General features: G+C 66.7%; 21 protein-coding genes. 13 read left to right on the top strand and 8 right to left on the bottom strand.

The features are described 5' to 3' along the window. Window positions 1-13 precede the first annotated feature (13 nt). Entirely contained in the window at window positions 14-331 is a 318-nt protein-coding gene (locus tag ACZYZF_RS11290; protein ID WP_463744820.1) for a DMT family transporter, read from the top strand. A gap of 25 nt (window positions 332-356) precedes the next feature. Beyond that, window positions 357-1400, top strand: a complete 1044-nt coding sequence (locus ACZYZF_RS11285) for a nucleoside hydrolase (RefSeq protein WP_463835710.1) — start codon at window positions 357-359, stop codon at window positions 1398-1400. Between the two features lie 25 nt (window positions 1401-1425). On the opposite strand, the gene ACZYZF_RS11280 is transcribed toward ACZYZF_RS11285, so the two are convergent. Then, window positions 1426-1836 carry a hypothetical protein gene (locus ACZYZF_RS11280; RefSeq protein WP_463835709.1) on the bottom strand — a complete coding sequence of 137 codons (411 nt, stop codon included), beginning with the start codon at window positions 1834-1836 and terminating at the stop codon, window positions 1426-1428. Window positions 1837-2029: 193 nt separating this feature from the next. On the opposite strand from ACZYZF_RS11280, the gene ACZYZF_RS11275 reads away from it, so the two are divergent. Continuing rightward, window positions 2030-2815, top strand: a complete 786-nt coding sequence (locus ACZYZF_RS11275; RefSeq protein ID WP_463835708.1) for an IclR family transcriptional regulator — start codon at window positions 2030-2032, stop codon at window positions 2813-2815. On the opposite strand, the gene ACZYZF_RS11270 is transcribed toward ACZYZF_RS11275, so the two are convergent. Continuing rightward, window positions 2816-4405: a DNA polymerase Y family protein gene (locus ACZYZF_RS11270; protein ID WP_463744824.1), complete on the bottom strand. Its 1590-nt coding sequence runs from the start codon at window positions 4403-4405 to the stop codon at window positions 2816-2818. Between the two features lie 3 nt (window positions 4406-4408). Beyond that, complete coding sequence (locus ACZYZF_RS11265; protein ID WP_463744825.1) at window positions 4409-5116, bottom strand: hypothetical protein; 708 nt, start codon at window positions 5114-5116, stop codon at window positions 4409-4411. A gap of 294 nt (window positions 5117-5410) precedes the next feature. On the opposite strand from ACZYZF_RS11265, the gene ACZYZF_RS11260 reads away from it, so the two are divergent. The 5 genes from ACZYZF_RS11260 (at window position 5411) to ACZYZF_RS11240 (ending at window position 11476) form a co-directional block, all read left to right on the top strand. Continuing rightward, entirely contained in the window at window positions 5411-5692 is a 282-nt protein-coding gene (locus tag ACZYZF_RS11260; protein WP_064960820.1) for a hypothetical protein, read from the top strand. 31 nt (window positions 5693-5723) lie between these two features. Next, the gene (locus ACZYZF_RS11255; RefSeq protein ID WP_463835707.1) at window positions 5724-7346 is read left to right on the top strand and encodes a S53 family peptidase; all 1623 of its coding nucleotides are present in this window, start codon (window positions 5724-5726) and stop codon (window positions 7344-7346) included. Continuing rightward, window positions 7343-8551 carry a zinc ribbon domain-containing protein gene (locus tag ACZYZF_RS11250; RefSeq protein ID WP_463744826.1) on the top strand — a complete coding sequence of 403 codons (1209 nt, stop codon included), beginning with the start codon at window positions 7343-7345 and terminating at the stop codon, window positions 8549-8551. The genes ACZYZF_RS11255 and ACZYZF_RS11250 overlap by 4 nt, the downstream gene beginning before the upstream one ends. Beyond that, window positions 8548-9267 (top strand): hypothetical protein, encoded by a 720-nt coding sequence (locus ACZYZF_RS11245; RefSeq protein WP_463835706.1) that lies wholly within the window; start codon window positions 8548-8550, stop codon window positions 9265-9267. Before ACZYZF_RS11250 ends, ACZYZF_RS11245 begins: the two co-directional genes overlap by 4 nt. Before the next feature lie 595 nt (window positions 9268-9862). After that, window positions 9863-11476 (top strand): zinc ribbon domain-containing protein, encoded by a 1614-nt coding sequence (locus ACZYZF_RS11240; RefSeq protein ID WP_463835705.1) that lies wholly within the window; start codon window positions 9863-9865, stop codon window positions 11474-11476. Here ACZYZF_RS11240 and guaA read toward each other — a convergent pair whose 3' ends face one another. After that, a complete protein-coding gene (guaA, locus tag ACZYZF_RS11235) occupies window positions 11477-13036 on the bottom strand; it encodes a glutamine-hydrolyzing GMP synthase (protein ID WP_463835704.1) in 1560 nt (519 codons plus the stop codon). 113 nt (window positions 13037-13149) lie between these two features. Between guaA and ACZYZF_RS11230 the strand changes: the two genes are divergently transcribed. The 3 genes from ACZYZF_RS11230 to ACZYZF_RS11220 all read left to right on the top strand — a co-directional run bounded on the left by ACZYZF_RS11230 (window position 13150) and on the right by ACZYZF_RS11220 (window position 17868). Further along, window positions 13150-13920, top strand: coding sequence for a beta-phosphoglucomutase family hydrolase (locus tag ACZYZF_RS11230; RefSeq protein WP_463835703.1), 771 nt, complete (start codon window positions 13150-13152; stop codon window positions 13918-13920). A 7-nt stretch (window positions 13921-13927) separates the two neighbouring features. Continuing rightward, complete coding sequence (locus ACZYZF_RS11225) at window positions 13928-16294, top strand: glycoside hydrolase family 65 protein (protein ID WP_463835880.1); 2367 nt, start codon at window positions 13928-13930, stop codon at window positions 16292-16294. A gap of 128 nt (window positions 16295-16422) precedes the next feature. Next, complete coding sequence (locus ACZYZF_RS11220) at window positions 16423-17868, top strand: catalase (RefSeq protein ID WP_463745285.1); 1446 nt, start codon at window positions 16423-16425, stop codon at window positions 17866-17868. Here ACZYZF_RS11220 and ACZYZF_RS11215 read toward each other — a convergent pair. Next, window positions 17845-18450 (bottom strand): TetR/AcrR family transcriptional regulator, encoded by a 606-nt coding sequence (locus ACZYZF_RS11215; protein WP_463835702.1) that lies wholly within the window; start codon window positions 18448-18450, stop codon window positions 17845-17847. The two genes, ACZYZF_RS11220 and ACZYZF_RS11215, sit on opposite strands and share 24 nt — an antisense overlap. Before the next feature lie 73 nt (window positions 18451-18523). Between ACZYZF_RS11215 and ACZYZF_RS11210 the strand changes: the two genes are divergently transcribed. Continuing rightward, the gene (locus tag ACZYZF_RS11210) at window positions 18524-19423 is read left to right on the top strand and encodes a TauD/TfdA dioxygenase family protein (protein WP_463835701.1); all 900 of its coding nucleotides are present in this window, start codon (window positions 18524-18526) and stop codon (window positions 19421-19423) included. A gap of 1 nt (window position 19424) precedes the next feature. On the opposite strand, the gene ACZYZF_RS11205 is transcribed toward ACZYZF_RS11210, so the two are convergent. Then, entirely contained in the window at window positions 19425-21422 is a 1998-nt protein-coding gene (locus tag ACZYZF_RS11205) for a YhgE/Pip family protein (protein WP_463835700.1), read from the bottom strand. Window position 21423: 1 nt separating this feature from the next. Further along, window positions 21424-22131 (bottom strand): P-loop NTPase family protein, encoded by a 708-nt coding sequence (locus ACZYZF_RS11200; protein WP_463744834.1) that lies wholly within the window; start codon window positions 22129-22131, stop codon window positions 21424-21426. Window positions 22132-22177: 46 nt separating this feature from the next. Between ACZYZF_RS11200 and ACZYZF_RS11195 the strand changes: the two genes are divergently transcribed. Beyond that, the gene (locus ACZYZF_RS11195) at window positions 22178-22804 is read left to right on the top strand and encodes a TetR/AcrR family transcriptional regulator (protein ID WP_463745286.1); all 627 of its coding nucleotides are present in this window, start codon (window positions 22178-22180) and stop codon (window positions 22802-22804) included. A gap of 6 nt (window positions 22805-22810) precedes the next feature. Here the strand turns inward: ACZYZF_RS11195 and phoU are convergent, their stop codons facing one another. Then, window positions 22811-23470: a phosphate signaling complex protein PhoU gene (gene phoU, locus ACZYZF_RS11190; protein ID WP_463835699.1), complete on the bottom strand. Its 660-nt coding sequence runs from the start codon at window positions 23468-23470 to the stop codon at window positions 22811-22813. Between the last annotated feature and the right edge of the window lie 54 nt (window positions 23471-23524).

The following is a 23524-nucleotide window of genomic DNA, read 5'->3' as shown; positions in this document are numbered from 1 at the left end:
CACGGAGGCAACCATGTCGTGGGTATTGCTGGTCTTTGCCGGGCTGCTGGAGATCGTCTGGGCGCTGGCGATCAAACAGTCCGAAGGCTTCACCAGGCTGTGGCCGAGCGTGGTGTGCGTGGTCGCCGCGGTTGTCAGCTTCGCGATCCTGGCGCTGGTGGTCAAACACCTGCCGGTGGGCACGGCGTACGCGGTGTGGGCCGGCATCGGGGCGGTCGGAGTCACCATTGCGGGCGTGGTGTGGTTCAGCGATGCGCTGACACCGTTGCGGATGATGTTCATCGCGCTGATCGTGGTGGGCCTGGTCGGCCTGCGCTTTGTTGAGCAGTGAGCCCGCCCGCCTTAAGGTTGGCGACGTGACGTCGCCGCTACCCGTATTCGCCGATGTCGATACCGGTGTCGACGATGCCATGGCGCTGGCGTATCTGTTCGCCAGCCCCGAGGCCGAGTTGGTCGGTATCGCCTCGACCGCGGGAAATGTTCCGGTGCAACAGGTCTGCACCAACAACCTGGGCCTGCTGGAGCTGTGTGGGGCGACCGGGATCCCGGTCTCCAAGGGGGCCGAGCAGCCGCTGAGTGCACCGCTGCGCACCGCCGAGGACACCCACGGGCCACAGGGCCTTGGATACGCTCAGTTACCGGACAGCGACCGACTGCTCACCGCCCACGACGCCGCCGAGGCCTGGATCCGCGCCGCACATGCGCACCCGGGTGAATTGATCGGGCTGGCCACCGGACCCCTGACCAACCTGGCGTTGGCCATGCGCGCCGAACCCACTCTGCCCAAGCTGCTGCGCCGCCTGGTGATCATGGGTGGGGTGTTCGACTACCGGGGCAACACCACACCGGTGTCGGAGTGGAACATCAGCGTCGACCCCGAGTCTGCCGCCGAGGTCTTCAGTGGCTGGAACGCCGCCTGGGGTCTCGACAATGCCACCCATGTGCCAATCGTGCTGGGCCTCAACCTCACCGAGAACATCGCGATGACGCCTGCACTGCTGAACCGATTGGCGGCCGCGGCCGGGTCACCGTCGGCAGCGATGAGCGTGCTCGACGAGCGGGGCACCCGGTCGACGGCGGGCAACCCGTTGATCCGCGTCCTGGAGGACGCCATGCGGTTCTACTTCGAGTTCCACTTCGACACCGGCGACGGGTACCTGGCGCATCTGCACGATCCGTTGGCTGCCGCAGTGGCCCTGGACCCGGAGTTGGTGAGCTACCGGGAAACCACGGTCGACGTCGAACTGAGCGGCACGTTGACCCGCGGCATGACGGTGGCCGACTGGCGCGGGCACTGGGGCCGCCCGCCCAATGCGCTCATCGGCACCGACGTCGACCCGACGGTGTTCTTCGACCGGTTCATCGATCGGGTGGGATATTACGCGAAGCGGCTTATGTAGCGAGCCGCTCAACGGTGGGACAGCGCTACCCGACGCCCCTGTTCGGCGCCATCGGTGAGGGTGCCGGCACCGGGCGACTGGGAGTCGGAATGGAGACATCTGGAGCGTCGACGATCTGAGGCGTTTCCACGACATCTTCGCGTGTGCAACAGCCAGGATCGATATCGGGCGCATCGCAGTAGGGAACGGTTCCTCCCATACCCTTCGTGTCTCCACCAGCCATGTAGCAACACTGCGCGACGAGATCGTCGTATTCGACACCCGGATTCCCTGCGGCCACGCAGGAGTTGTAGGCATCCTCGTTCAGGGTTTCCGGTCTGGCTTCGGCGATTGCGGTTGACCACAAGGTGATCCCGGCAAGGAGCACGGCTGCGGCCAGGTAACAGCTGGAGCGGGTGAGAACGGTGGCGCTGGTGTCCGGGGTTGTCGAGGTCATTTCTGGTCCTTGGTGGTCGAGTGATCTGGGCGTCCGACCGTCCTGACCGCTGTGGGTGGCATGCAATCGTGTCCGTGGTTCGCTGCGTTGACCCGAACCCACAGCAAGATTAGTGATTACGGGGGAGAATGTCTTTTGCTCGTTTCACTGACTGAAACGAGCATCATCAGCCCCGGCGCGGGAGGGGGCGGCAATGGTTGGCAAGATCGACGACGACCACACCATGGTCGGACGTGTCCTTGCCGTCATCGAGGCGGTGGCTGAGTTCGGGCCCAACACCACACTCCGGCAGCTGGCCACGATCACCGGTCTCCCGAAGGCAACCGCGCTGCGCATCGCGAATACCCTCGTGCGACGCGGGCTGCTGGGGCGCACTGTGTACGGCTATATGCTCGGAACGGAACTGAGTCGTTTCGGCGAGACAGCTTCGTTGCACCAGGATTTCGACCGTTACCTGCCGGTACTCGAGGAGCTGCACGCCGCTCACGGCGGTGTGGTGTGGCTGACCGCCGGACACGAATTGGTCAATGTGCAACCCATTATCGTGGTGTGCGACAACGGGTTATCCGTAGCGCAGGTAGGAGGGCCCGCCCCAGGAAGTGCGGCGATGCTACTCAACACCGCTGGGGGTCATCTGGTGTTGGCGCACCGGCCGCACCTGCTGGAAAGCATGGTCCGCAATGGGATGGCGCCCTCCACATCCAATTCCATACGCGACGTGACACAGCTCTACGCAAGCGTGCATCGAGCCCGGCAGGATGGAGTCGCCGTGGAATCCGAGCAGAGCAGTCCCGGATGGAGTTGCGCGGCGGCGCTGCTACCGAGCACGACCGACAAATGCGCCCTCATCGGCATCACCATCCCAGCCGGTCGAGCCAACACCCGCGAAAAACTCCGCTCCCTGCTTCGCGCGTTCGACGCGATCGTGGCAGATGCCGGACCCCTCAACGAATCCCGCACACTCGGCGGCAGGCATTAGCTATTCATAGGCGCCCTCCAGATACCACCGGCGCTGCCGATAACACAGCAGCAGAGCCAGATCTTCCCCGCCGCCCCTCTCGTCACGCCCCAGCAGCACCTGGACCCGTGCCGTGCGTCCAGCTCCTCGGTTCTCCGGATCCCACCACCGCTCGTCGACCGGCCACGGCCCCGCCCACCAGCGCAGCCTGCCGTCACGGCGGCCGGCACCGGCCAGCTGCGCCGGATCAGCCGAGAACAACCCACGGCTGGTGACCCGAACCGGATTTCCCTGTACATCAAGCAATTCCACGGGTTCATCGAGCAGCACGGTCGGTGAGGGTTCGGGCAACTGGCCGGGCCACGGCTGCCGCGGATCGGCTCGCGGTACCGGCTCGTCTCCCAAAGGTGTGAGGGTGATGCGTTCGGCAGGCCCGCGCCCGCCGCTGAGCACCGGAACCTGCACCGCTTCCGGGCCGAGCAGCCCCTGAACGCGCAGCAGCGCCCGCCGGGCCCGCAGCCGATCCTCCTCCCCCAGCCCGCCCCACAACGGCAATTGCAGCGCCGCCGACGACACCACCTCCACCGGGCGCAGGCGCAGCACCGTGACCGGGCCGGTGGGCCGCTCGGAAGTGCGACGGTTCAGCCAGCCGTCCAGTTGCCAACGCACCCGGTCCGCGGTGGCATCCTCGGTCAGCGGTTCGGCACACCGCCAGACCCGTTCCAGTTCTTCGCCATTGGCGGTGACAGCGTGAATGGCCAACCGGGTGCAGCCCACCCCCGCCGCCTCCAGATGACGATGCAGATCGCCGGCCAGGGACCGGCCTGCGAACGCTGCGGCGTCCACCCTTTCGATCGGCGGGTCGCAGTTCATCACCGCATCGAGTTCGGTGGCCGGATCCCGTCCGGAAGGACCCCGGTCCGGCTCGCCACAGGCAAACCGGTGCGCCGCCACCGCGTCAGCTCCGAACCGGGAGGCGACATCGGTGCGGGACAACTCGGCGAACTGCCCGAGGGTTCGGATACCCATCCGCCACAACAGGTCTGCCAGGTCCTCCCGGCCCGGGGCGGCCAGGGCCGGTTCCGTGGACAACTGCCGGATCGACAGCCCCGACAGAAACTGCGCGTCGTTCCCGGGTTCGACGATGCACCCCGCCCGGGCAGCGAAGACCGCGGTGGAAAGTTGATCGGCGATACCGACCTGGCATTCGGCCCCGGCCGAGGCGACGGCGTCGATCAATCGTTCAGCCGCAACCGGTTCGGACCCGAAGTACCGCGCCGCGCCGCGCACCGAGAGCACCAGCAGTCCCGGACGCAGCACCTCGGCGCGCGGCACCAGATCGTCGACGGCAAGCGTCACGTTCTCGAAATGGCGGGCGTCCCTGGCCGGGTCGGCGGTGACGACATGTAGTTGCGGACACCGGGCCTGCGCCTCGCGCCGGCGCAGGCCGCGCCGGACCCCGGCCGCACGTGCCGACGCCGAGCAGGCGATCACCCGGTTGGCCAGGGTGACCGCGACCGGCACCGTCGAGGTCAGCCCTGCCGCCGTCGCCGCGGCCACTGCCGGCCAGTCCATACACCAGAGGGCCAGCACCCTGGAATCCGCGGGCATGAACTATCCGCCTGCCGCACAAGCCGATCCGATGCCACGCCCCCGGCCACGCATGGCCAGCCGGACCCGGCTGATCCGCCCGCGCCCGGGCGTCGGGATGTCCTGTCCGGCGCCGGCCACCTCATAACCGCACACCCGGGCCTCCAGCCGAGCTGATGCTCCCTGCCAGTCACCGTCGGTGACCAGCAGGGTGCAGCCTTTCTGCCGGGCCCGCGCCACCATCACCCGGGCCCGGCTCGGCGGCACCGAACGCCCACCCAGCCCGAGCACCACCAGATCCATCCCGTCCATCAGCACCGAGGCCACCTCGACGGGATCGGCACCCGGGTCGGGGACCACCGCGAGCCGGCTCAGATCTGCGCCCATCTCCACCGCGGCCAACAGGCCGGCATCGGGCTGGCCGATGATCACCGCGTGCCCACCCGCGGCCGTGACCGCAGCCACCATGCCCAACGACAGCGACCGGGCACCGGCAGCCACCGCGACGGACCCGCGCGGCAGCATCGTCGGCAGACTCTCGGGCAACGTCTCAGCCAGCGTTTCAGGGGGCTTCAGCAAAGATTCTGCAGCCGGGACCGCAGCGCCGGCCCGAGGCACGCCACGATGCGCCGGACCAACCTTCCCCGACACCGAGGCAATCTTGCGGCGGAGGTGTTCCACCTGCTCAGAGCGGGTAAGTAGGCGCAAATCAAGTTCTGCCGCAACAGTCACAACAACACCTCCCACACCATCCATATCCAGCCATTTTCGAATATATGTTCGATCACTCGAGTAAACACCCACCCCCCGACAGCGTCAAGCTGCGGGCGGCGGCCATCGACCCAGGGGGCAGGACCGGCCGAAATGGTTCTGCGGCCATGCGGACCTTCAGTTAGAGTTCCCCTCACCAGAACCCGCTTCGGGATGGGACTGGCCACGACTTTGCGTTGCAGGTAGTGGGAATCACCGCGATTCGCCGAAGGCCAAGTTCTGTAACAGTCACGGGGGACAGTGAGGACACGCATCATGAAGTCAGGGCAGTTGACTCGTCGGCTCACCGTCATCGCAGGCGGTGCGGCCGTCATCGGGATGATCTCGTTCACCGCGGCGTGCGGTACCGAGGAGCAGAAGGGTCCCGAGACCACCACGCCGACCACTACGACGACGACCACCACCACGCCGGCCACACCTGCCCCACCGCCGACGGTCGAGCCGACCGAGAAATCGATCAACCCCACCGGCGGCAACCTCTTCACGCCCGGCGTGAAGGCACCCCCGGCTCCGACCGCCATCCCCGGCGACAACTAGACGCGGAGCGCAGAAAGTCGGTCGTTCACCCATGGCCGGGATGAACATCACCCCCGGACGGGCGTTACTGGCACTGATCCTGTTCAGCGCCCTGCTGGTCTCTGACCTGCGGACTGCGCCCGCCCCGGGTGGCACAGCGTACGGACCCGCCCACATTACGGGTCCGTACGCTCAACTGCTTTCTGCCTCAACCGATCTCGGCCCCGCCGACAACGGCTCGGCCCAGCTCACCATGACGCTGCACAACGCGACCCGACCAGCCGCACTGCTCGGGTGGGCCGACGAACATTCGTTGTCGGTCCGCTGGCGGCCCGGTGACGCCTGGGCGGTCACCGAGGGCCGATCCGCTGACCTGGCAACTGCTTTCGGGGTGGACATCCACGACTACCGGGGCCGGCGCGGCCAGGAGTTCTACGCCTCACCACAGCAGCCATCGATCCCCCGACGACTGTCCGTGGAGGTCACCGGAATCGGCCGCATCCTGGGATACACACCGCACCGGATGTCGCTGCCGGACCTCCGCAACCTGCCGACCGACGTTCCGGACCAGGGGTTGACACCGCAGGGGGTGCGCAACACCTACAACCTCGCCAACCTCGCGCAACAGGGCTTCACCGGCAAGGGCACCACCATCGTGTTCTTCGCGTTCGACGGCTTCGATCAGGCCGACCTGGACACCTTCGCCACCACCTTCGGCCTGCCGACGTTCACACCAATCGTGGTCGGCGGGCAACCGAGTGCCCCGCACGGCGAGACCACGATGGATCTGCAAGTCGCCCATGCCATCGCCCCGGATGCACAGAAGGTCGTGGTCAATGCCCGGCCGACAGTCCAGGGTGACGGCGCCTACGAGAAGATCGGGAAGATGCTCGAGTCCGCGGACCAGCAGTTTCCCGGTGCAGTATGGAGCTTCTCGATCGGCTGGGGCTGCGACAAGCTGATCACCGCCGCCGATCTCGCCCCGGTCCGCTCGGCTCTGGCCACCGCACACACCCACGGCACCACCGCATTCGATGCCAGCGGCGACCTGGCGGGCCTGGAATGCAAAGGCGGACAAGACTGGTCGTCTGCACCCGGCGAGGACGACATCGGCCTGGACTCGGTGGCCTCCCTGCCGGAGATGACCGGTGTGGGCGGCACGACCCTGTCCACCGACGCCCACGGCGGCTGGCTGGCCGAGCAGGCCTGGTTCGACGTCCCGCTGTCGCAGGGCACCGGCGGTGGCGTCTCGGCGATCTTCGACCGCCCCGAGTGGCAGCGCGACGTGTCTGCGCCAGGCAATGACAGCGCCGGGCGGCGGCTGACCCCGGATGTGGCCGCCGTGGCCGACCCCTTCACCGGCGTGAAAATCGTTCTGAACAACCAGGTTCTGGTCGGGGGCGGCACATCGCAGTCCGCACCGCTGTGGGCCGGGATGGCCGCAGTGATGAATCAGTACCTGATCGCCAACGGCGGCCGGGCGCTCGGCGACCTCAACCCGCTGCTGTACAAGATCGCCTCGGGCGCCCCGCTGCCGGCTTTCCGTGACGTCGACCTCGGCGGCAACGCAGTGGCCACCGCTTCACCCGGCTACGACGTAGTGACCGGACTGGGCTCGCCCGACGTGGAGAACCTCGCCAAGAACATCCTTGCCCTGCAGAAGGCACACCGATGACCGACGCACCCGACGACACCGACGTGCCCACCACCGAGTGCCGAGTCTGCAAGGTCGATGTGCCCGACGGGAAATACTGCGGGTTGTGCGGGGTACCGATCGACAAGGAGCGAGGTGACGGCCCGGAGTGGTTGCGCCTCAGCGCATCCTGCGTGGCCCCCGATGAACACCTGCTGCGACCGTCGATCGCCAGCTCCCTGTTCCCCCACCTGTCGCACCAGTCCCGCACCCCGTTCCGCATCGCGATGCTGGTCCTGTTGGCCGGGTTGGTGGCCTGTGCACTGCTGAAGTTGCCCGCGGCCCTGATCGCGGTTGCCGCGCTCGGGCTCCCGCTGCTGTTCGGCATCTATCTCTATGAGTCCGACGCCTTCCGCGACCTGCACCGCGTCAACCTCGTGCTGACCGTGGTGCTCGGAATTGCACTGGGGGTGGGATGGGTGCTTCTCACCGGCCACGCCATGGCCAGGTCCTACGGCGTCCCACTCGGTAGCGGGGTGACCACGTTCCGGATCATGCGCAACGGGTTGGGAATTCCGCTGGGCGGTGCCGTCCTGATGCTGCTACCTGCCGTTGTGGTGCGGGTGACCCACCGGTCGAGCCGGGAATCGTTGGACGGCTTCATGATCGGCGCCCTGGGCGCCACAGCCTTCACCGCGGCGGCCACCCTGACGCGGCTGGCACCACAGCTCACCACCGGCATGGTGGCGCGGGACCGCCCGATCTCCGGCCTTGTCGTCGAAGCCGGAATCCGTGGGGTAGCCATGCCTTTGACCGCCGCATCCATCGGCGGCCTGATCGGCGCGGCATTGTGGTTCACCCGCCCCGCCACCAAGGTCGACAAACACGTCGGTTATGTCCGGCTCGTGATGTTCTCCAGCGCATTTTCGGTGCTGATCGTCTACTGCGCGCTGGGTCTGATCGATGTGGCGCGGGTTCCCCAGTGGATCCAGTTGGCGGTGCACCTCGCGGTTTCCGCGATGGCGCTGCTAGCAGTGCGGGTGGGTCTGCATCTGGCGCTGCTGCACGAGGCGCAGGACGAGATCGCCTCCGATCAACCCATCCTCTGCGCCCGATGCGGCCACATCGTGCCCGATATGTCGTTCTGTCCGCACTGCGGTGCGGCCACCCACGCATCGTCGCGCACGTCCAGAGAAGTGCGGCGCGAGCACCGGCCGGTGCGTGACCCGGGATCCGATGCCGGGTGAGCACGTTCTTTCCCGGATACGCGGTACCGATTTCCACTGGCAGAACCCGAGCCATCCGCGGGACCTCGGCGCTGAAAGTGCTGGCGATCCTGGGCACCGGAATCGCTCTGGTCGCCGGCGTGCTGGCCTGGGTCTCACATGCGACGAGCTCGCCGCCGGCCCGCTACATGTGCCCACCGGACTGCGGGCGGCCCCCGACCGGGCAGGCGGTGGCCATCAATCCGGTATTCACCGCCCCAGACGGGAGTTTCTCGGTTTCCTACCCGGTGACCTCCTCGGCCTACAAGGTCACCACCAACCCCACCGGTGTCACCGCGGAGTTCCAGGCCGGTGACGGTGGCATGCTGCAATTGTTCAGCGAGCCGGCAAGCGGACGTAGTGCCGAGGACATCGCCAATTCCCTGGTCGACAGGACATTTCCGGATACCAAGACCGCCTACGACATTCCCAACGCCATGGTCGGCTACCACCCCGGTTTCGGGCTGGTCGCCGACTGCTGGCCACAGGGCGCCACAAGTAACTACATGCGAATGCGGGTGCTGGTGTTGGTCGCGGTGAAGAACGACCTCGCGCTCATCGCATCGGCCGTAGGACCGTACCGAGAATTCGGCCCCGGTTCGGGCGCCAGTAAGCCCTCGGGCGCCAACCTGCAGCTGGCACTGGACATGGGGAAGTATGTCAACAGTTTCCGGTGGCGCGGAGATCCCGACCGCTGACTCGCCCCGGTCGGAAAACACAATTGACGCCCGCGCCGGAGCGCACTGGGCTAGAGTTTGCTAGCAGACCCGCTCCAGGGCTGCATCTGCATCGTCCGCGGGGACCAGTGAGGACTAATCATGAGGTCACGTCGATCAACTCGTCGCCTCGCAGCTGCCGCTGCCTCCGCCGCAATCATCGGGATGATCGGGCTCAGTGCTTGCGGTACCGGCGAGAAGGCACCCGAGACCACCACGCCGTCCACCACGACAACGACGACCACGACTCCGTCGGCCCCGCCCCCAGTGCAGCCCACTGAGAAGCAGGTCTCCCCCGGGGGCGCCAACAGTTTCACGCCCACTCACGTAGAAGTGCCGGCGCCACCCACCGGGCGTCACGGGTTCGGCAGCCCTCATAGGCAGTAACGCCGGAACCGGCTCTGACAACCCAGCGCTCACCGTCGAATGCCGGGTATGCGAGGTATGCCGAACCGAGGTACCGGCGGGCACATTCTGCGGAGCGTGCGGCGCCCATCTGGACCCACAGGGCCACGGAGCCGCGTGGTTACGGCCACGTGCGTACTGCGCCGGCCGCGAGCACCTGCTGCGGCCGTCGGTGGTCAGCTCGCTGTTCCCCGCGCTACCGCACGATTCGCGCACGCCGTACCGACTCGGGATAGCAGCGCTGGCGGCCGCGGTAATCGCCTGCACATTGCTCCGGGTACCTGCCGCGATGATCGCGTTGGCTGCATTCGGCCTACCGCTTCTGTTCGTCACCTATCTCCGTGAAACGACTGTCTTCCAAAACCTTCCATCACGAACGCTGCTGCTGACCGCCGTCCTGGGCGCCGGATTGGGCGCCGCCTGGGCGCTGCTGACCGGAACCGCGGTTGCACGCGAGTACGACATGCCGATGGGTGTCGACGTGCCGCAGTTCCGAGTCATGCGCGACGGTCTCGCCGTCCCGCTCGGTGCCATGTTGTTGATGCTCGTCCCCCTGGTGGCGATCCGTCTGTTCGGGCCGCGCACCCGAGAATCCTTGGACGGCTTTGTGATCGGCGCCCTCGGCGCACTCACTTTCAGCGCGGCAGCCACATTGAGCCGATTGGCACCGCAGTTCGACGACGGGCTGGTGGACCACGACCGCCCTTTGGGCGGGCTGCTGGTCCAGGCCGGCATCCAGGCAATGGCGGTGCCGTTGACCGCAGCGGCCGCCGGCGCTCTCGTCGGCGTGGTCCTGTGGTTCACGGCGGCAGACAACGCTGGGCGCCCCAAACATGTGCGCGCCGCGTTGTTGCTGACGGCGGCAGTCGTCCCGGCCTGCTATGCGATCCTCGGTCTGATCGACGTCGCACCGGCGCCTGAGATCTCGGTGCTGGCAGTGCATTTCATCGTGACGGCGTTGGCCGTCCTGGCGTTGCGAGTCGGCTTGCAGCTCGCCTTGCTGTACGAGGTACACGGCACCATCCACGCCGACCGATCGCTGCAGTGCCGGCAGTGCGATCACACCGTTGGAGATATGGCGTTCTGTTCGGAGTGCGGCGCGGCGATCCGCGCATTGCAACGGACGGCACACCACCTGGGCCGCCCATTGCTGGGGGCATGGGGTACCGGCGTCGCGCTGTTGACGGCCGCCCTGGTCGTAGTGGCCGCCGTGGTCAGCAGCCCACCGGCACGCTATCGATGCCCACCGGACTGCGGCCGTCCGCCGACCACAGATCCGGTGACGACGAATCCCCGCTTCACCGCCCCGGACGGCGCGTTCTCGGTGTCCTATCCCTCGCCCGGCGCGGCGTACCGGATCACCACCGCCGACAACGGTGTGACAGCGGACTTTCTCGCCGGCGACGGTGGGACGATGCAACTGATCGGCAAACCCGCACACGGGCGGACGCCGGAAGAGATCGCCAAGGCCCTGGTCGAGGACACCTACCCCGACACCGAGGTCGACTACGAGATTCCGAACGCCATGGTCGGGTATCAGCCCGGCTACGGCGTGGTCGTCGACAGCTGGCCGCAGAACGCCACCGGTGACTACATGCGGATGCGGGTCGTCATTCTAGCTGCGGTCAAGAACGATCTGGCACTGGTCGCCATCGCGACAGGCCCGTACCACGAATACGGTCCTGACTTCGGCTCAGGGAAGCCCTCGGGGGCCAACCTCGATCTCGCACTGGATATGGGCAAGTACGTCAACAGTTTTCGTTGGCGTGGCGACCCGGCGCGTTGATCACTCCCACTCAATGGTGCCCGGCGGCTTGCTGGTGACATCCAGCACCACCCGGTTGACCTCTGGCACCTCGTTGGTGATCCGGGTCGAAATCCGTTCCAGCACTTCGTAAGGCACCCGGGTCCAGTCCGCGGTCATGGCGTCTTCACTGGACACCGGCCGCAGCACGATGGGGTGCCCGTAGGTGCGTCCGTCGCCCTGCACACCGACCGAACGCACGTCGGCCAGCAGCACCACCGGGCACTGCCAGATCTGATGATCCAGACCGGCTGCGGTGAGTTCCTCGCGGGCGATCGCATCGGCACGACGCAGGGTGTCCAACCGGTCGGCAGTCACCTCGCCCACGATGCGGATGCCCAGCCCCGGACCCGGGAACGGTTGGCGCCCAACAATTTCCTCGGGCAGGCCCAGCTCCCGGCCCACCGCGCGCACCTCGTCCTTGAACAGCAGCCGCAACGGCTCGACGAGCTTGAACTTCAGGTCGTCAGGCAGCCCGCCGACGTTGTGATGGCTCTTGATGTTGGCCGTGCCGGTACCACCACCGGATTCGACGACATCGGGATACAGCGTGCCCTGCACCAGGAATTCGATCTCACCCTCACTGTCGCCCAGGGTGTCGCGAACCACGCGCTCGAACGCCCGGATGAACTCGCGGCCGATGATCTTGCGCTTGCCCTCGGGGTTGGTCACCCCGGACAGTGCCTCAAGGAAACGATCGGCGACGTCGAGGGTCACCAGTTTGGCACCGGTCGCGGCGACGAAGTCACGCTCGACCTGCGCCCGCTCCCCCGCCCGCAACAGACCGTGGTCGACGAACACACACGTCAGCCGGTCCCCGATGGCGCGTTGCACCAGCGCGGCCGCCACCGCGGAGTCGACGCCACCGGACAACGCGCAGATGGCCTGGCCGTCGCCGATCTGGGCGCGAACCGCCTCGATCAGCTGCTCGGCGATGTTGGCGGCGGTCCATGTCGCACCGATCCCCGCGAACTCGTGCAGGAACCGGCTCAACACCTGCTGGCCGTGGGGGGAATGCAAAACCTCGGGGTGGTACTGCACGCCGGCCAGGCGGCGGGCCCGGTTCTCGAAACCGGCGACCGGGGCGCCAGAGCTGGAGGCGATCACGTCGAAACCGTCGGGCGCAGCGGTGACCGCGTCGCCGTGGCTCATCCACACCGGCTGAGTGCCCGGGAGGTCGACATGCAGATCGCCGCCGGCGACGTGCAGTTCGGTGCGCCCGTACTCGCTGGTCCCGGTGTGCTCGACGGTGCCGCCGAGCGCCTGGGCCATGGCCTGGAAGCCGTAGCAGATGCCGAACACCGGCACGTCGAGATCGAACAGCGCAGGGTCCAGCCGCGGGGCGCCCTCGGCGTAGACGCTGGCCGGGCCGCCCGACAGCACGATGGCCTGCGGATCCTTGACCTTGATCTCCTCGACCGTGGCGGTGTGCGGGATGACCTCGGAGAACACCCGCGCCTCCCGGACCCGGCGAGCGATCAGCTGTGCGTACTGAGCGCCGAAGTCGACGACGAGGACAGGACGGGGAGATGGTGATGCCACCGCAACAGTCTAGAGGCCAGGTCAGCGCGTGCTCGATGCGCCGGAAATCTGGGGTACGCGGCCGCTGACCGATCAGTGCGTGTTTAAGCGGACCGCCCGCGCGGTGATTACGCATGATGGAGAAGACGTCGGCGAAAGCGAGGTGCCCAGTGCTGGGCTTGCCCGAGCAGATCACGGCCTGCCTGTTCGACCTCGACGGCGTGCTCACCGATACCGCGAGCGTGCACAAGAAGGCCTGGAAGGCCATGTTCGACGACTATCTGCGCAAGCGTGCCGAACGCACCGGGCACGAGTTCGTCGCGTTCGACATCGACGCGGACTACCTGAACTACGTCGACGGCAAGCGCCGAGAAGACGGGGTCCGGTCGTTTCTGACCAGCCGTGGCATCGAACTGCCCGAGGGCACGCCGGACGACGCCGCCGATGTCGACACCGTCGAAGGTCTGGGCAACCGGAAGAACGCGATGTTCCACCGAACCTTGCTATCCGACGGCGTCGAGGTTTTCGAAGGATCCCGCCGCTATCTGCAGGCCGTGACCGATGCGGGCCTGCGCCGGGCCGTGGTGTCCTCCAGTGCCAATACCGAGGAGGTACTCAAGATCACCGGACTCGACACATTCATCGAGCAACGAGTGGACGGGGTGACCATGCGGGAGGAGAACCTGCCGGGCAAGCCGGCGCCGGACAGCTTCCTGCGCGCTGCCGAACTGCTGGGCGTCTCCCCCGCGCAGGCCGCGGTGTTCGAGGACGCCTTGGCCGGGGTCGCAGCGGGCCGGGCGGGAAAGTTCGGCTTCGTGGTCGGCGTGGACCGCGTGGGACAGGCCGAGCAACTGCACCGCGACGGCGCCGACATCGTGGTCACCGACCTGGCGGAGTTGATCTAGCGCCATGATGATCACCCACGACGCGTACCCGGTGGAACCGTGGCAGGTTCGGGAAACCCGCCTGGACCTCAACCTCCTCGCGCAATCTGAATCGCTGTTCTCGCTGTCCAACGGCCACATCGGCCTGCGCGGCAATCTCGACGAGGGCGAGCCGTACGGCCTGCCGGGCACGTACCTGGCCGGGTTCTTCGAGGTGCGTCCACTGCCTTACGCCGAAGCCGGATTCGGCTACCCCGAGGCCGGGCAGACCGTCGTCAATGTCACCAACGGCAAGCTGCTGCGGCTCCTGGTCGACGACGAGCCCTTCGACGTCCGTTATGGCGACCTGATCGATCATGAGCGCACCTTGGACATGCGCGCCGGCACCCTGACCCGCCGCGCCCATTGGCGTTCCCCGGCGGGAAAACAGGTCAAGGTGGTCTCCACCCGCCTGGTGTCGTTCGCCCACCGCGGCGTCGCCGCCATCGAGTACAGCGTCGAGGCAATCGACGAATTCGTCCGGGTGACAGTGCAATCCGAACTTGTCACCAATGAGGATCAACCCGAGACATCCGACGATCCACGGGTGTCGGCCGTACTGAAGCATCCGCTTCGCGCTGTACATCACGAAAACACCGACAGCGGTGCGCTTCTGGTGCATCGCACCGTCGGCAGTGGACTGATGATGGCGGCCGCGATGGACCACGACGTCGAGGTGCCCGGACGAGTCGAGGTCAGCACGGATGCCCGCGACGACCTGGCCCGGACCACCGTCATCTGTGGGCTGCGGCCCGGCCAGAAACTGCGCATCGTCAAATATCTCGGCTACGGATGGTCCAGCCTGCGCTCGCGTCCCGCGTTGCGCGATCAGGCCGCCGGCGCCATCACCGGCGCCCGGTACAGCGGGTGGCAGGGCCTGCTGGATTCTCAACGCGCCTACCTCGACGAGTTCTGGGACTGTGCGGACGTCGAAGTCGAGGGCGACCCGGACTGTCAGCAGGCGGTGCGATTCGGGCTGTTCCACGTGCTGCAGGCCAGTGCCCGTGCCGAGCGGCGCGCCATCGCGGGCAAGGGACTGACCGGGACCGGCTATGACGGCCATGCGTTCTGGGACACCGAAGGCTTCGTGCTCCCGGTGCTCACCTACACCAAACCGCAGGCCGCCGCCGACGCGCTGCGGTGGCGGGCCTCCACGCTGGACCTGGCACGTGAGCGTGCACAACAGCTTGACCTCAAGGGCGCCAGCTTCCCGTGGCGCACCATCCGGGGCGAGGAGTGCTCGGCGTATTGGCCGGCGGGCACCGCTGCGTGGCACATCAACGCCGACATCGCCGCCGCGTTCGAGCGCTATCGCGTTGTCACCGGCGATGATTCGCTCGAGCAGGAATGCGGCCTCGCGGTTCTCGTGGACACCGCCCGGCTGTGGATGTCATTGGGTCACCACGACCGCCACGGGATCTGGCATCTGGACGGCGTGACCGGACCGGACGAATACACCGCGGTGGTGCGCGACAACGTCTTCACCAATCTGATGGCCGCGCACAACCTGCGGGTGGCGGTGGCGGCGTGCACCCGCCACCCGGATGCGTCCTACTCGATGGGTGTCACCACCGAGGAGACCGCCGCCTGGCGCGACGCGGCCGACGCCGCCCACATTCCCTACGACGAGGAGTTGGGTGTGCACCCGCAGTGTCAGGGCTTCACCACCCTGGCTGAATGGGATTTCTCCGCCAACACCGCCTACCCGCTGCTGCTACACGAGCCCTATGTGCGGCTCTACCCGGCCCAGGTGCTCAAGCAGGCCGATCTGGTGCTGGCGATGCAGTGGCAGAGCCACGCGTTCACCCCGGAACAGCGGGCCCGCAACGTCGACTACTACGAGCGGCGCACGACCCGGGACTCGTCGCTGTCCGCCTGCACCCAGGCGGTCATGTGTGCCGATGTAGGCCATCTCGAGCTGGCCCACGACTACGCCTACGAAGCCGCGCTGATCGATCTGCGTGACCTGCACCAGAACACCCGCGATGGTCTGCACATGGCGTCGCTGGCCGGCGCATGGACGGCGTTGGTGGCCGGATTCGGCGGGCTGCGCGACGACGAGGGCGTTCTCTCACTCGACCCGCGTCTGCCCGACGGCATCTCTTGCCTGCGATTCCGGTTGCGGTGGCGAGGTTTTCGGGTGACTGTCGAGGCGACCCACGACAACGTCACCTACACGCTGCGCGACGGACCAGACGGGTCGCTGACCATCCGTCACGCCGGCGACGACGTGGCGCTCAAGACCGCCGGGCCGACCACCGTCGCCGTCGTTCCGCGGCCTCCGCTGCTGCCGCCTCCGCCTCAGCCGCCCGGCCGGGAGCCGATACGTCGTCGCGCCGGTCTCTCCGAGCGGTAGGGACCCGTCGCGGCCGGCGGGGTTTGAAGTACCGATGTCGCGGGGTACCCCGGTTCTCGTACGTCACGGCGGTGGCGTCGCTGCCTGGCGCCCACCGTGAACAGCGAAAGGAGCGCAAGGTGACCGGTATGCAGCCCAAGCCGACAACCACCGACGCCGGAATTCCGGTCTACAGCGACGAGCACTCGCTGACGATAGGTCCCGACGGGCCGATCCTGCTGCAAGATCACTATCTGATCGAGCAGATGGCGATGTTCAACCGGGAGCGCATCCCGGAGCGCCAGCCACATGCCAAAGGCGGAGGCGCATTCGGTCACTTCGAGGTCACCAACGACGTCAGCGCATACACCAAGGCCGCACTGTTCCAGCCGGGCGTCAAAACCGAGACGCTGACCCGGTTTTCGACCGTGGCCGGCGAGCGCGGCAGCCCAGATACCTGGCGTGATCCACGTGGGTTCGCCACCAAGTTCTACACGTCCGACGGCAACTTCGACATGGTCGGCAACAACACGCCGGTGTTCTTCATGCGTGACCCGCTGAAGTTCCAGCACTTCATCCGCTCCCAGAAGCGCCGGGCCGGAAACAACCTGCGCGATCACGACATGCAGTGGGATTTCTGGACGTTGTCCCCCGAGTCCGCACATCAGGTGACGTGGCTGATGGGTGATCGTGGCATCCCCCGCGATTGGCGGCACATGAACGGCTACTCCAGCCACACCTACAGCTGGATCAACGCGGCCGGCGAGATCTTCTGGGTGAAATACCACTTCAAGACGGACCAGGGCGTCGAGTTCCTCACGCAGGAGGAAGGCGACGAGATGGCCGGTATCGACGGCGACGCCCACCAGCGCGATCTGTACTCGGCGATCGAGCGCGGCGAGTTCCCGACCTGGTCGCTGAAAGTGCAGATCATGCCGTTCGAGGAGGCCAAGGACTATCGGTTCAATCCGTTCGACCTGACCAAGGTGTGGCCGCACGGCGACTATCCGCTGATCGACGTCGGCACGTTGCGCCTGGACCGCAACGTCACCGATTACCACACCGAGATTGAGCAGGCCGCTTTCGAACCGAACAACCGAGTGCCCGGTACGGGCCTGAGTCCCGACAAGATGCTGTTGGCCCGCGACTTCTCCTATGCCGATGCCCACCGTCACCGGCTGGGCAGCAACTACAAGCAGATTCCGGTCAACGCGCCGAAGGTCGAAGTACACAGCTATTCGAAAGACGGCGCCATGCGGATCAAGAATGTGTCCGATCCGGTGTATGCCCCCAATTCGTACGGCGGCCCCCAGGCCGATCCGGCGCGAACCGGCGAATCGCTGTGGCACGCCGATGGCGACATGGTTCGTGCCGCCTACAGCCTGCACGCCGAGGATGACGACTGGGGTCAGGCCGGAACAATGGTGCGCGATGTGCTCGACGACGCGGCACGGGCCCGGTTGGTCTCCAACATCGCCGGGCACCTGTCCAAGGGCGTCTCCGAACACGTGCTCGAGCGTGCCTTCGAGTACTGGAAGAACGTGGACAAACAGCTCGGCGAGAAGGTCGAATCAGCGGTCCGTAACGGCGGCTGACCAGTCCGCGGCGGCGCCGGGTTCGAGGATGCGCGCGATCTCGGCGCCCATCGCGGCGCGCATCTCATCGTCGCTGAGCGAGTCCAGGCCGGTCGCCGATTTCAGGAACGGTTCGAACATCCGCCAACCCAGTTGCAGCGCAACGGCATTGGCGACGGCGAGCCGGCCACCGCGTTCATCGTCGAAGCGCGGCAACACCTGGCCGAGCAGCCTCGTCACCCCCGGGAACCGCGTCTGCAGCCGACCCACGGGATAACCGTCGAGCAGCGCCCTGGCCATCAACCGCATGTGCTGGTCCATGGTCCGGTCGATCTCGTCGGCTGGTCCGCCGGCGTCCAACAGGGCGGTGAGCCGGCCGCCGAGGTGATCGAGTACGGCTCCCACCAATTGATCTTTGGTGCCGAAGTGCCGGTAGATAAGTCCGTGATTCACCTTGGACTTCGCCGCGACGTCACGGATCGACGTGGCCGCCGGTCCTTGTTCGGCGAACAACTCCGCCGCCGCCACCAGCGCGGCGGCCACCACCTCGTCCCGGCCGACCGGACCGGCCGCATCCGTGGGCGGTGGCGTCGGTGTAGTCATGTGGTTACACTAGCTCACAGGCAAGTGTAGTCACTTGACTACAGCTCTTCCGACCAGCGCAAAGGACACGCCAATGACCGCTTCCACCGCCGCTCCCCTCACCGTCAAGAAGCTCGGAAGCCGGATCGGCGCCCGGATCGACGGCGTGCACCTGGGCGGAGACCTCGATGAGGCCACGGTCGCCGAGATCCGGCGCGCCCTGCTGCAACACAAGGTGATCTTCTTCGGCGGTCAGCACCACCTCACCGATGAAGAGCACAACGCGTTCGCACGGCTCCTGGGCCGGCCCATCGGCCATCACGCCCTCAAGTCGGACGATGCACCGCTGATCACCCCGATCGACTCCGAGTACGCCAAGGCCACCCGCTGGCACACCGACGTCACGTTCGTGCCGGACTATCCCGCCATCTCGATCCTGCGCGCGGTGACGTTGCCCGAATACGGTGGATCCACTCTGTGGGCATCAACCGCGGCGGCCTATGACGCACTACCCGAACCACTCAAGCGGCTCACCGAGAATCTCTGGGCCGTGCACAGCAACCGCTTCGACTACGCGGCGGTGGCGGCTGCCGCGCTCAGCGAGGAACAGCAGCAGCTGCGGGCCGCCTTCGAGAAGCCGGACTTCCGTACCGAGCACCCGGTGGTGCGGATACACCCCGAAACCGGTGAGCGCACCCTGGTGGCCGGTGACTTCACCCGCGGCTTCCTGGGCTTGGACAGCCATGAATCGGACACCCTGCTGGAGTTGCTGCAGCGTCGGATCACCTTCCCGGAGAACACCGTTCGCTGGGACTGGGCTCCCGGCGACGTCGCCATCTGGGACAACCGGGCCACCCAGCACCGTGCGGTCGACGATTACGACAACCAGCGCCGGGTGATGCACCGCGTGACGCTCGCCGGCGACGTGCCCGTCGACATCCATGGGCAGCGGAGTCGCCCGCTCGCGGACGCCGCTCTACTGCAGGCGGTCTGACTCACATCTTGATGGCGGGCATCAGCCTGGTCATATTCCACAGTCGGTTGCGTCGGGCCGACAAGGCCGAGATGGTCAGGGCACCGACCCAGATCACCAGCAGTGTGATGATCGCCTGCCAGAGCCGGTGATCGATCCCGCCGAGGATGAGCTGACGTAATCCGTTGACGCCGTATGTCATCGGATCGTAGTTGTGGAACGCCTGGAACGGCCGTGACGTGGTCTCCACCGGATACATGCCGCCGGCGCTGACCAGCTGGAGCATCAGCAGGGCCATCAGCAGCACCCGGCCCACCGCGGGTCCGACGAATGCGTTGATCGCCTGCGTCGCGGCGACGAAGGCGCACGAGACCAGGATCATGAAGCCCAGCATCGCGACCGGATGAGCCACCTGCATGCCGAGCGCGAACCGCACGACGCAATACAAGATGATCGCCTGGAATATCCCGATCACTGCCGCGGGCAGGTAGCTGGCGAGCACCACGCGGATCGCCAGCACCTCCGCGGCAATCGGCCGGTTCTGCAACGGCCGCAACACCATCCACAGCACCAGCGCACCGAAGAACAGGGCGAGCGTGATGAAGAACGGCGCCATCCCGGTGCCGAAGTTGGGTGCGGCGTGCTCGGACGAGTTCTGTAGGTGAACGGGACCCCCGATGGTGTCGGCGATCGCCTCCTTCTGCGCAGGCGTCCAGTCCGGCACCTGGCCGGCACCGTCGGCGAGCTTGGTCGCCAACTCGGCCGAGCCGGACCGCAGCTGCGAGGTGCCGGATTTCAGCTGTCCGGCGCCAGTGTCGAGTTTGGCTATGCCACTGGCCAATTCGGCGTTACCCGAGGCCAGCTGCTGGGCGCCGCTGCGCAGCTGGTTCAGCTGGGCAGTGAGGTCCCGGTTTTTGGTACCCACCTGATTCAGCGCCGAGTTGAGCGGGCTGCCCGGGTCGCGCAGTGATGACGTCATCGAGATCGCCGCGTTCTCGGCGTCGGTGAGCTGCTGACGAATCTGCGGGGTAAATTGGTGGGCCCGAAGGTCATCGGCCACCCCGCGCAGGGTTCCGGCGGCATTGCTGGCGATCGGATCCGGGCTAGTCGAGAGCTGGTCGATCACCGAGTTCAATGCCGTCGCGGCGGAATCCTGCGCGCCGGTGATGGCACCGATCTGATCGTTGGCCTGCCGCAATGCCGCGGTGCCGTCCTCCAGTTGTGCAGTGTCGCCGCCGATCTTCGACAACGCAGAGGTCACAGCCACGAGCGGATCGGTGGCCTTGTTGATTCCATCGGAGAGTTGCTTGGCGCCCGTGGCCAGCTGGGCCGACCCGGACCGCGCCGTGTGCAGCCCGGTCGCCAGCTGGCTTGCTCCGTCGTCGACTTTCACTGCCCCGTCCGCGAGTTGGCCGGCACCGTCGGCCGCCTGCTTTATCCCCGCACCCGAGCTGACCACAACCGAGAGCACCTGGTTGACCGCCTGGCCCGAGATCCGCGTCGACACTGCGTTGAGCACCTGGTCGATCGCCGTGCGGCCGATGTTCGACGAGATGTAGTTGTTGGCGTCGTTGTAGACCGCGTTCAGGTTGGCCTGCTTGGGATTTCCGGTCAGCGGTGACGCGATGGCCTCGCTGAAATCCGGTGGCAGCTCCAGCATGAAGTAGTACTGACCATGGTCGACGCCTTTGCGCGCCTCGTCCGCATCGACCACGTGCCAGTTCAGGCTGGCATCGTCGGTCAGGCTCTTGGCGATCTCTGACCCGACATTGACGTGCTGGCCCGAAACCACCGCGCCCCGATCGGAATTGACCAGTGCCACCGGCATCTTGTCGACCTGCCCGAACGGGTCCCAGTATGCCCAGAGGTAGAGCGCGCCGTAGACGAGCGGCAGCAGCATCAGCACCACGATCGCGGCGCGGGTCAACCGGCTGCGGCGGAAGCGTTTGATTTCGGAGCCGAAGGCGAGCCCGGCGGCAGGTGTGCCGAACGAACGTTTGGCGAATGGGAATGTGACCATCTCAGTTCTTTCCGGTCAGGATTCGGTGATCGTGCAGATCGTGGTCCGGGGCTTCCACCCCGAGCGGATTGGTCACGCCGACAACGACACTGCGCTTGGTGGCGATGGCGCCGAGGCGTTCGACGGCCGTCGCCCGTCGTGCGTTGTCCCTCACCTGTTCGAGGTCGCCGACCACCAGGATGGGGCGATTCGAGAACAGCGCCAGGGTGACCTTCAGCAGGAACAGGTCGAGATCGGACAGCTCGCTGATGTAGGTCCCGGGCGCGGGCGGCACCAGCTCGCCGAACACCTCGCGCAGCGTGGCGTCGCCGGCCTCGATCGGAACCCGTCGATACCACGGCGCCAGCCACCGGCGCTGCTCGGCGAGCACCGTCTGCACGGTGACCGAGTCCTCCAGCTCGTCGATGTCGGCGAACGCCGCGATCGCGCATTGTCGCCTGATCGCACGAGGGTTGGTTTCCCCGCAGACGGTCACGGTGCCGTGGCTGGGTGCCAGGCGTCCCGCCAACGTCAGCAGCAGCGCGGTCTGGCCCCATCCACCGGGCATCTGGATGGCGTGGAATCCCGGCGTGAGTGCGAGGTCGATATCCGAGAACAGTGGCCCGTGCTCTCCGTCGACTCCCAGTCCGGCCGCGATGATCTGCGGCGCGTCCTGCGCCGCGTCTTCCTCGGACACCTGGGCATCCTCGGCGTCGTCCCTGTCTTCCATCTGCGACCTTTCGATACTCACTGGTATCCATACGATACTAGCGAGTATTGTGTTGGTCATGTCGGCTGTCAAACCCGCCCGCACCCGCCCCACCCGCGACGAGGTACGCGATCGGATCCTCGATGCCGCGCTGAAGGTTTTCGCGGCCGAAGGGTTCGCCGGCGCCACCATCGACGCCATCGGTCACGCCGCGGGGTTCACCAAAGGCGCGGTGTACTCGAACTTCGAATCCAAGGACGAGCTGTTCCTGGCGCTGCTGGACCGCCAGTTCGAGAGTCGCGGCGCCCTGATCGCGACCGCACTCGACAGTGGCGGCGGCGACACTGCCACGATCGCCGAGGCCCTCAGCCGGTCAACGCTGGACTCGATCCACGATCAGACGGAGTACCAGATCGTGTTGATCGAGTACTGGCTCCGCGCGATACGTGATCCCCAACTCCGCGAGCGGTTGGTGGCCCGCCGCCGCGCAGCGGCAGATCAGGCCCTGCACATCGTCGAACAAGCCGGCACCGCACTGCCCGGTCACCAACTGTCGGCGCTCGCCCAACTTGTGGTCACCGTCATCTCCGGCATTGCCACCGAGGAGGTGCTGCAGCCGGGCACGATCGATATCGACACCCTCGCCCGGCTTTTCACCGCGCTGCTGGAATCCTCGCCCGCCGCCACGCGGTAGTCCGGCTCAGGCGAGCTTCTTGTGCATCGGCCGCCCGCCGGTGGCTTCGAAGATGACCCGCTTGCCGATCTCGACGGCGTGATCGGCATACCGCTCGTAGTAACGGCCCAACAATGCGACGTCGACAGCCGAGCACACCCCGTCCTCCCACTGACGGTCCAGCAGCAGAGTAAATAGGTGGCGATGCTCGGCGTCGACGGCGTCGTCCTCATCGCGCAGGCGCGCGGCCGCGTCGGGATCCCGCGACACCAGCACCTCCTGCGCGGTCTGCGCCAACCGCACCGCCTGCGAACCCATATCGGTGAAGCTCGCACGCACCTCGTCCGGCACGGCGCAATCGGGATGGCGCAATCGAGAGATGTCCGCGACATGCACGGCAAGCGCGCCCATCCGGTCGATGTCCGCAGCGATGTGCATCGAACCGACGACCGTGCGCAACTCGCTGGCAACCGGCTGTTGCAGGACCAGCAGCCGGAACGCCGACTCCTCGATTCGGTGGCCGTATGCGGCGATGCGTTCGTGATCGGCGATGACCTGCTCGGCCAGCGACAGGTCCGATTCCAGCAGGGCCTCGTTGGCCCGCTGCATCGCACTCACCGCCAGGGCACACATCTCGGCGAGTTGATCGCACAGTGCCGCCAACTCGTCGTGGAACGCCTTGCGCATGTGCCACCCTCCCGCCAGTCACCACCGGACCTCACCGCCCGGCGAGGACTAGGT

It is taken from the genome of Mycobacterium sp. IDUB_24 (assembly GCF_055419385.1).
The sequence above is the reverse complement of the archived record's forward strand: the minus strand, read 5'-3'. Positions and strand labels throughout refer to the sequence as shown.

Excerpts from the sequence above, each read along its gene's own strand:
- ACZYZF_RS11290 (WP_463744820.1), top strand. The coding sequence starts at position 14 with ATGTCGTGGGTATTGCTGGTCTTTGCCGGGCTGCTGGAGATCGTCTGG.
- ACZYZF_RS11280 (WP_463835709.1), bottom strand. The coding sequence starts at position 1,836 with ATGACCTCGACAACCCCGGACACCAGCGCCACCGTTCTCACCCGCTCC.
- ACZYZF_RS11275 (WP_463835708.1), top strand. The coding sequence starts at position 2,030 with ATGGTTGGCAAGATCGACGACGACCACACCATGGTCGGACGTGTCCTT.
- ACZYZF_RS11270 (WP_463744824.1), bottom strand. The coding sequence starts at position 4,405 with ATGCCCGCGGATTCCAGGGTGCTGGCCCTCTGGTGTATGGACTGGCCG.
- ACZYZF_RS11260 (WP_064960820.1), top strand. The coding sequence starts at position 5,411 with ATGAAGTCAGGGCAGTTGACTCGTCGGCTCACCGTCATCGCAGGCGGT.
- ACZYZF_RS11255 (WP_463835707.1), top strand. The coding sequence starts at position 5,724 with ATGGCCGGGATGAACATCACCCCCGGACGGGCGTTACTGGCACTGATC.
- ACZYZF_RS11250 (WP_463744826.1), top strand. The coding sequence starts at position 7,343 with ATGACCGACGCACCCGACGACACCGACGTGCCCACCACCGAGTGCCGA.
- ACZYZF_RS11230 (WP_463835703.1), top strand. The coding sequence starts at position 13,150 with ATGATGGAGAAGACGTCGGCGAAAGCGAGGTGCCCAGTGCTGGGCTTG.
- ACZYZF_RS11225 (WP_463835880.1), top strand. The coding sequence starts at position 13,928 with ATGATCACCCACGACGCGTACCCGGTGGAACCGTGGCAGGTTCGGGAA.
- ACZYZF_RS11220 (WP_463745285.1), top strand. The coding sequence starts at position 16,423 with ATGCAGCCCAAGCCGACAACCACCGACGCCGGAATTCCGGTCTACAGC.
- ACZYZF_RS11215 (WP_463835702.1), bottom strand. The coding sequence starts at position 18,450 with ATGACTACACCGACGCCACCGCCCACGGATGCGGCCGGTCCGGTCGGC.
- ACZYZF_RS11210 (WP_463835701.1), top strand. The coding sequence starts at position 18,524 with ATGACCGCTTCCACCGCCGCTCCCCTCACCGTCAAGAAGCTCGGAAGC.
- ACZYZF_RS11205 (WP_463835700.1), bottom strand. The coding sequence starts at position 21,422 with ATGGTCACATTCCCATTCGCCAAACGTTCGTTCGGCACACCTGCCGCC.
- ACZYZF_RS11200 (WP_463744834.1), bottom strand. The coding sequence starts at position 22,131 with ATGGAAGACAGGGACGACGCCGAGGATGCCCAGGTGTCCGAGGAAGAC.
- phoU (WP_463835699.1), bottom strand. The coding sequence starts at position 23,470 with ATGCGCAAGGCGTTCCACGACGAGTTGGCGGCACTGTGCGATCAACTC.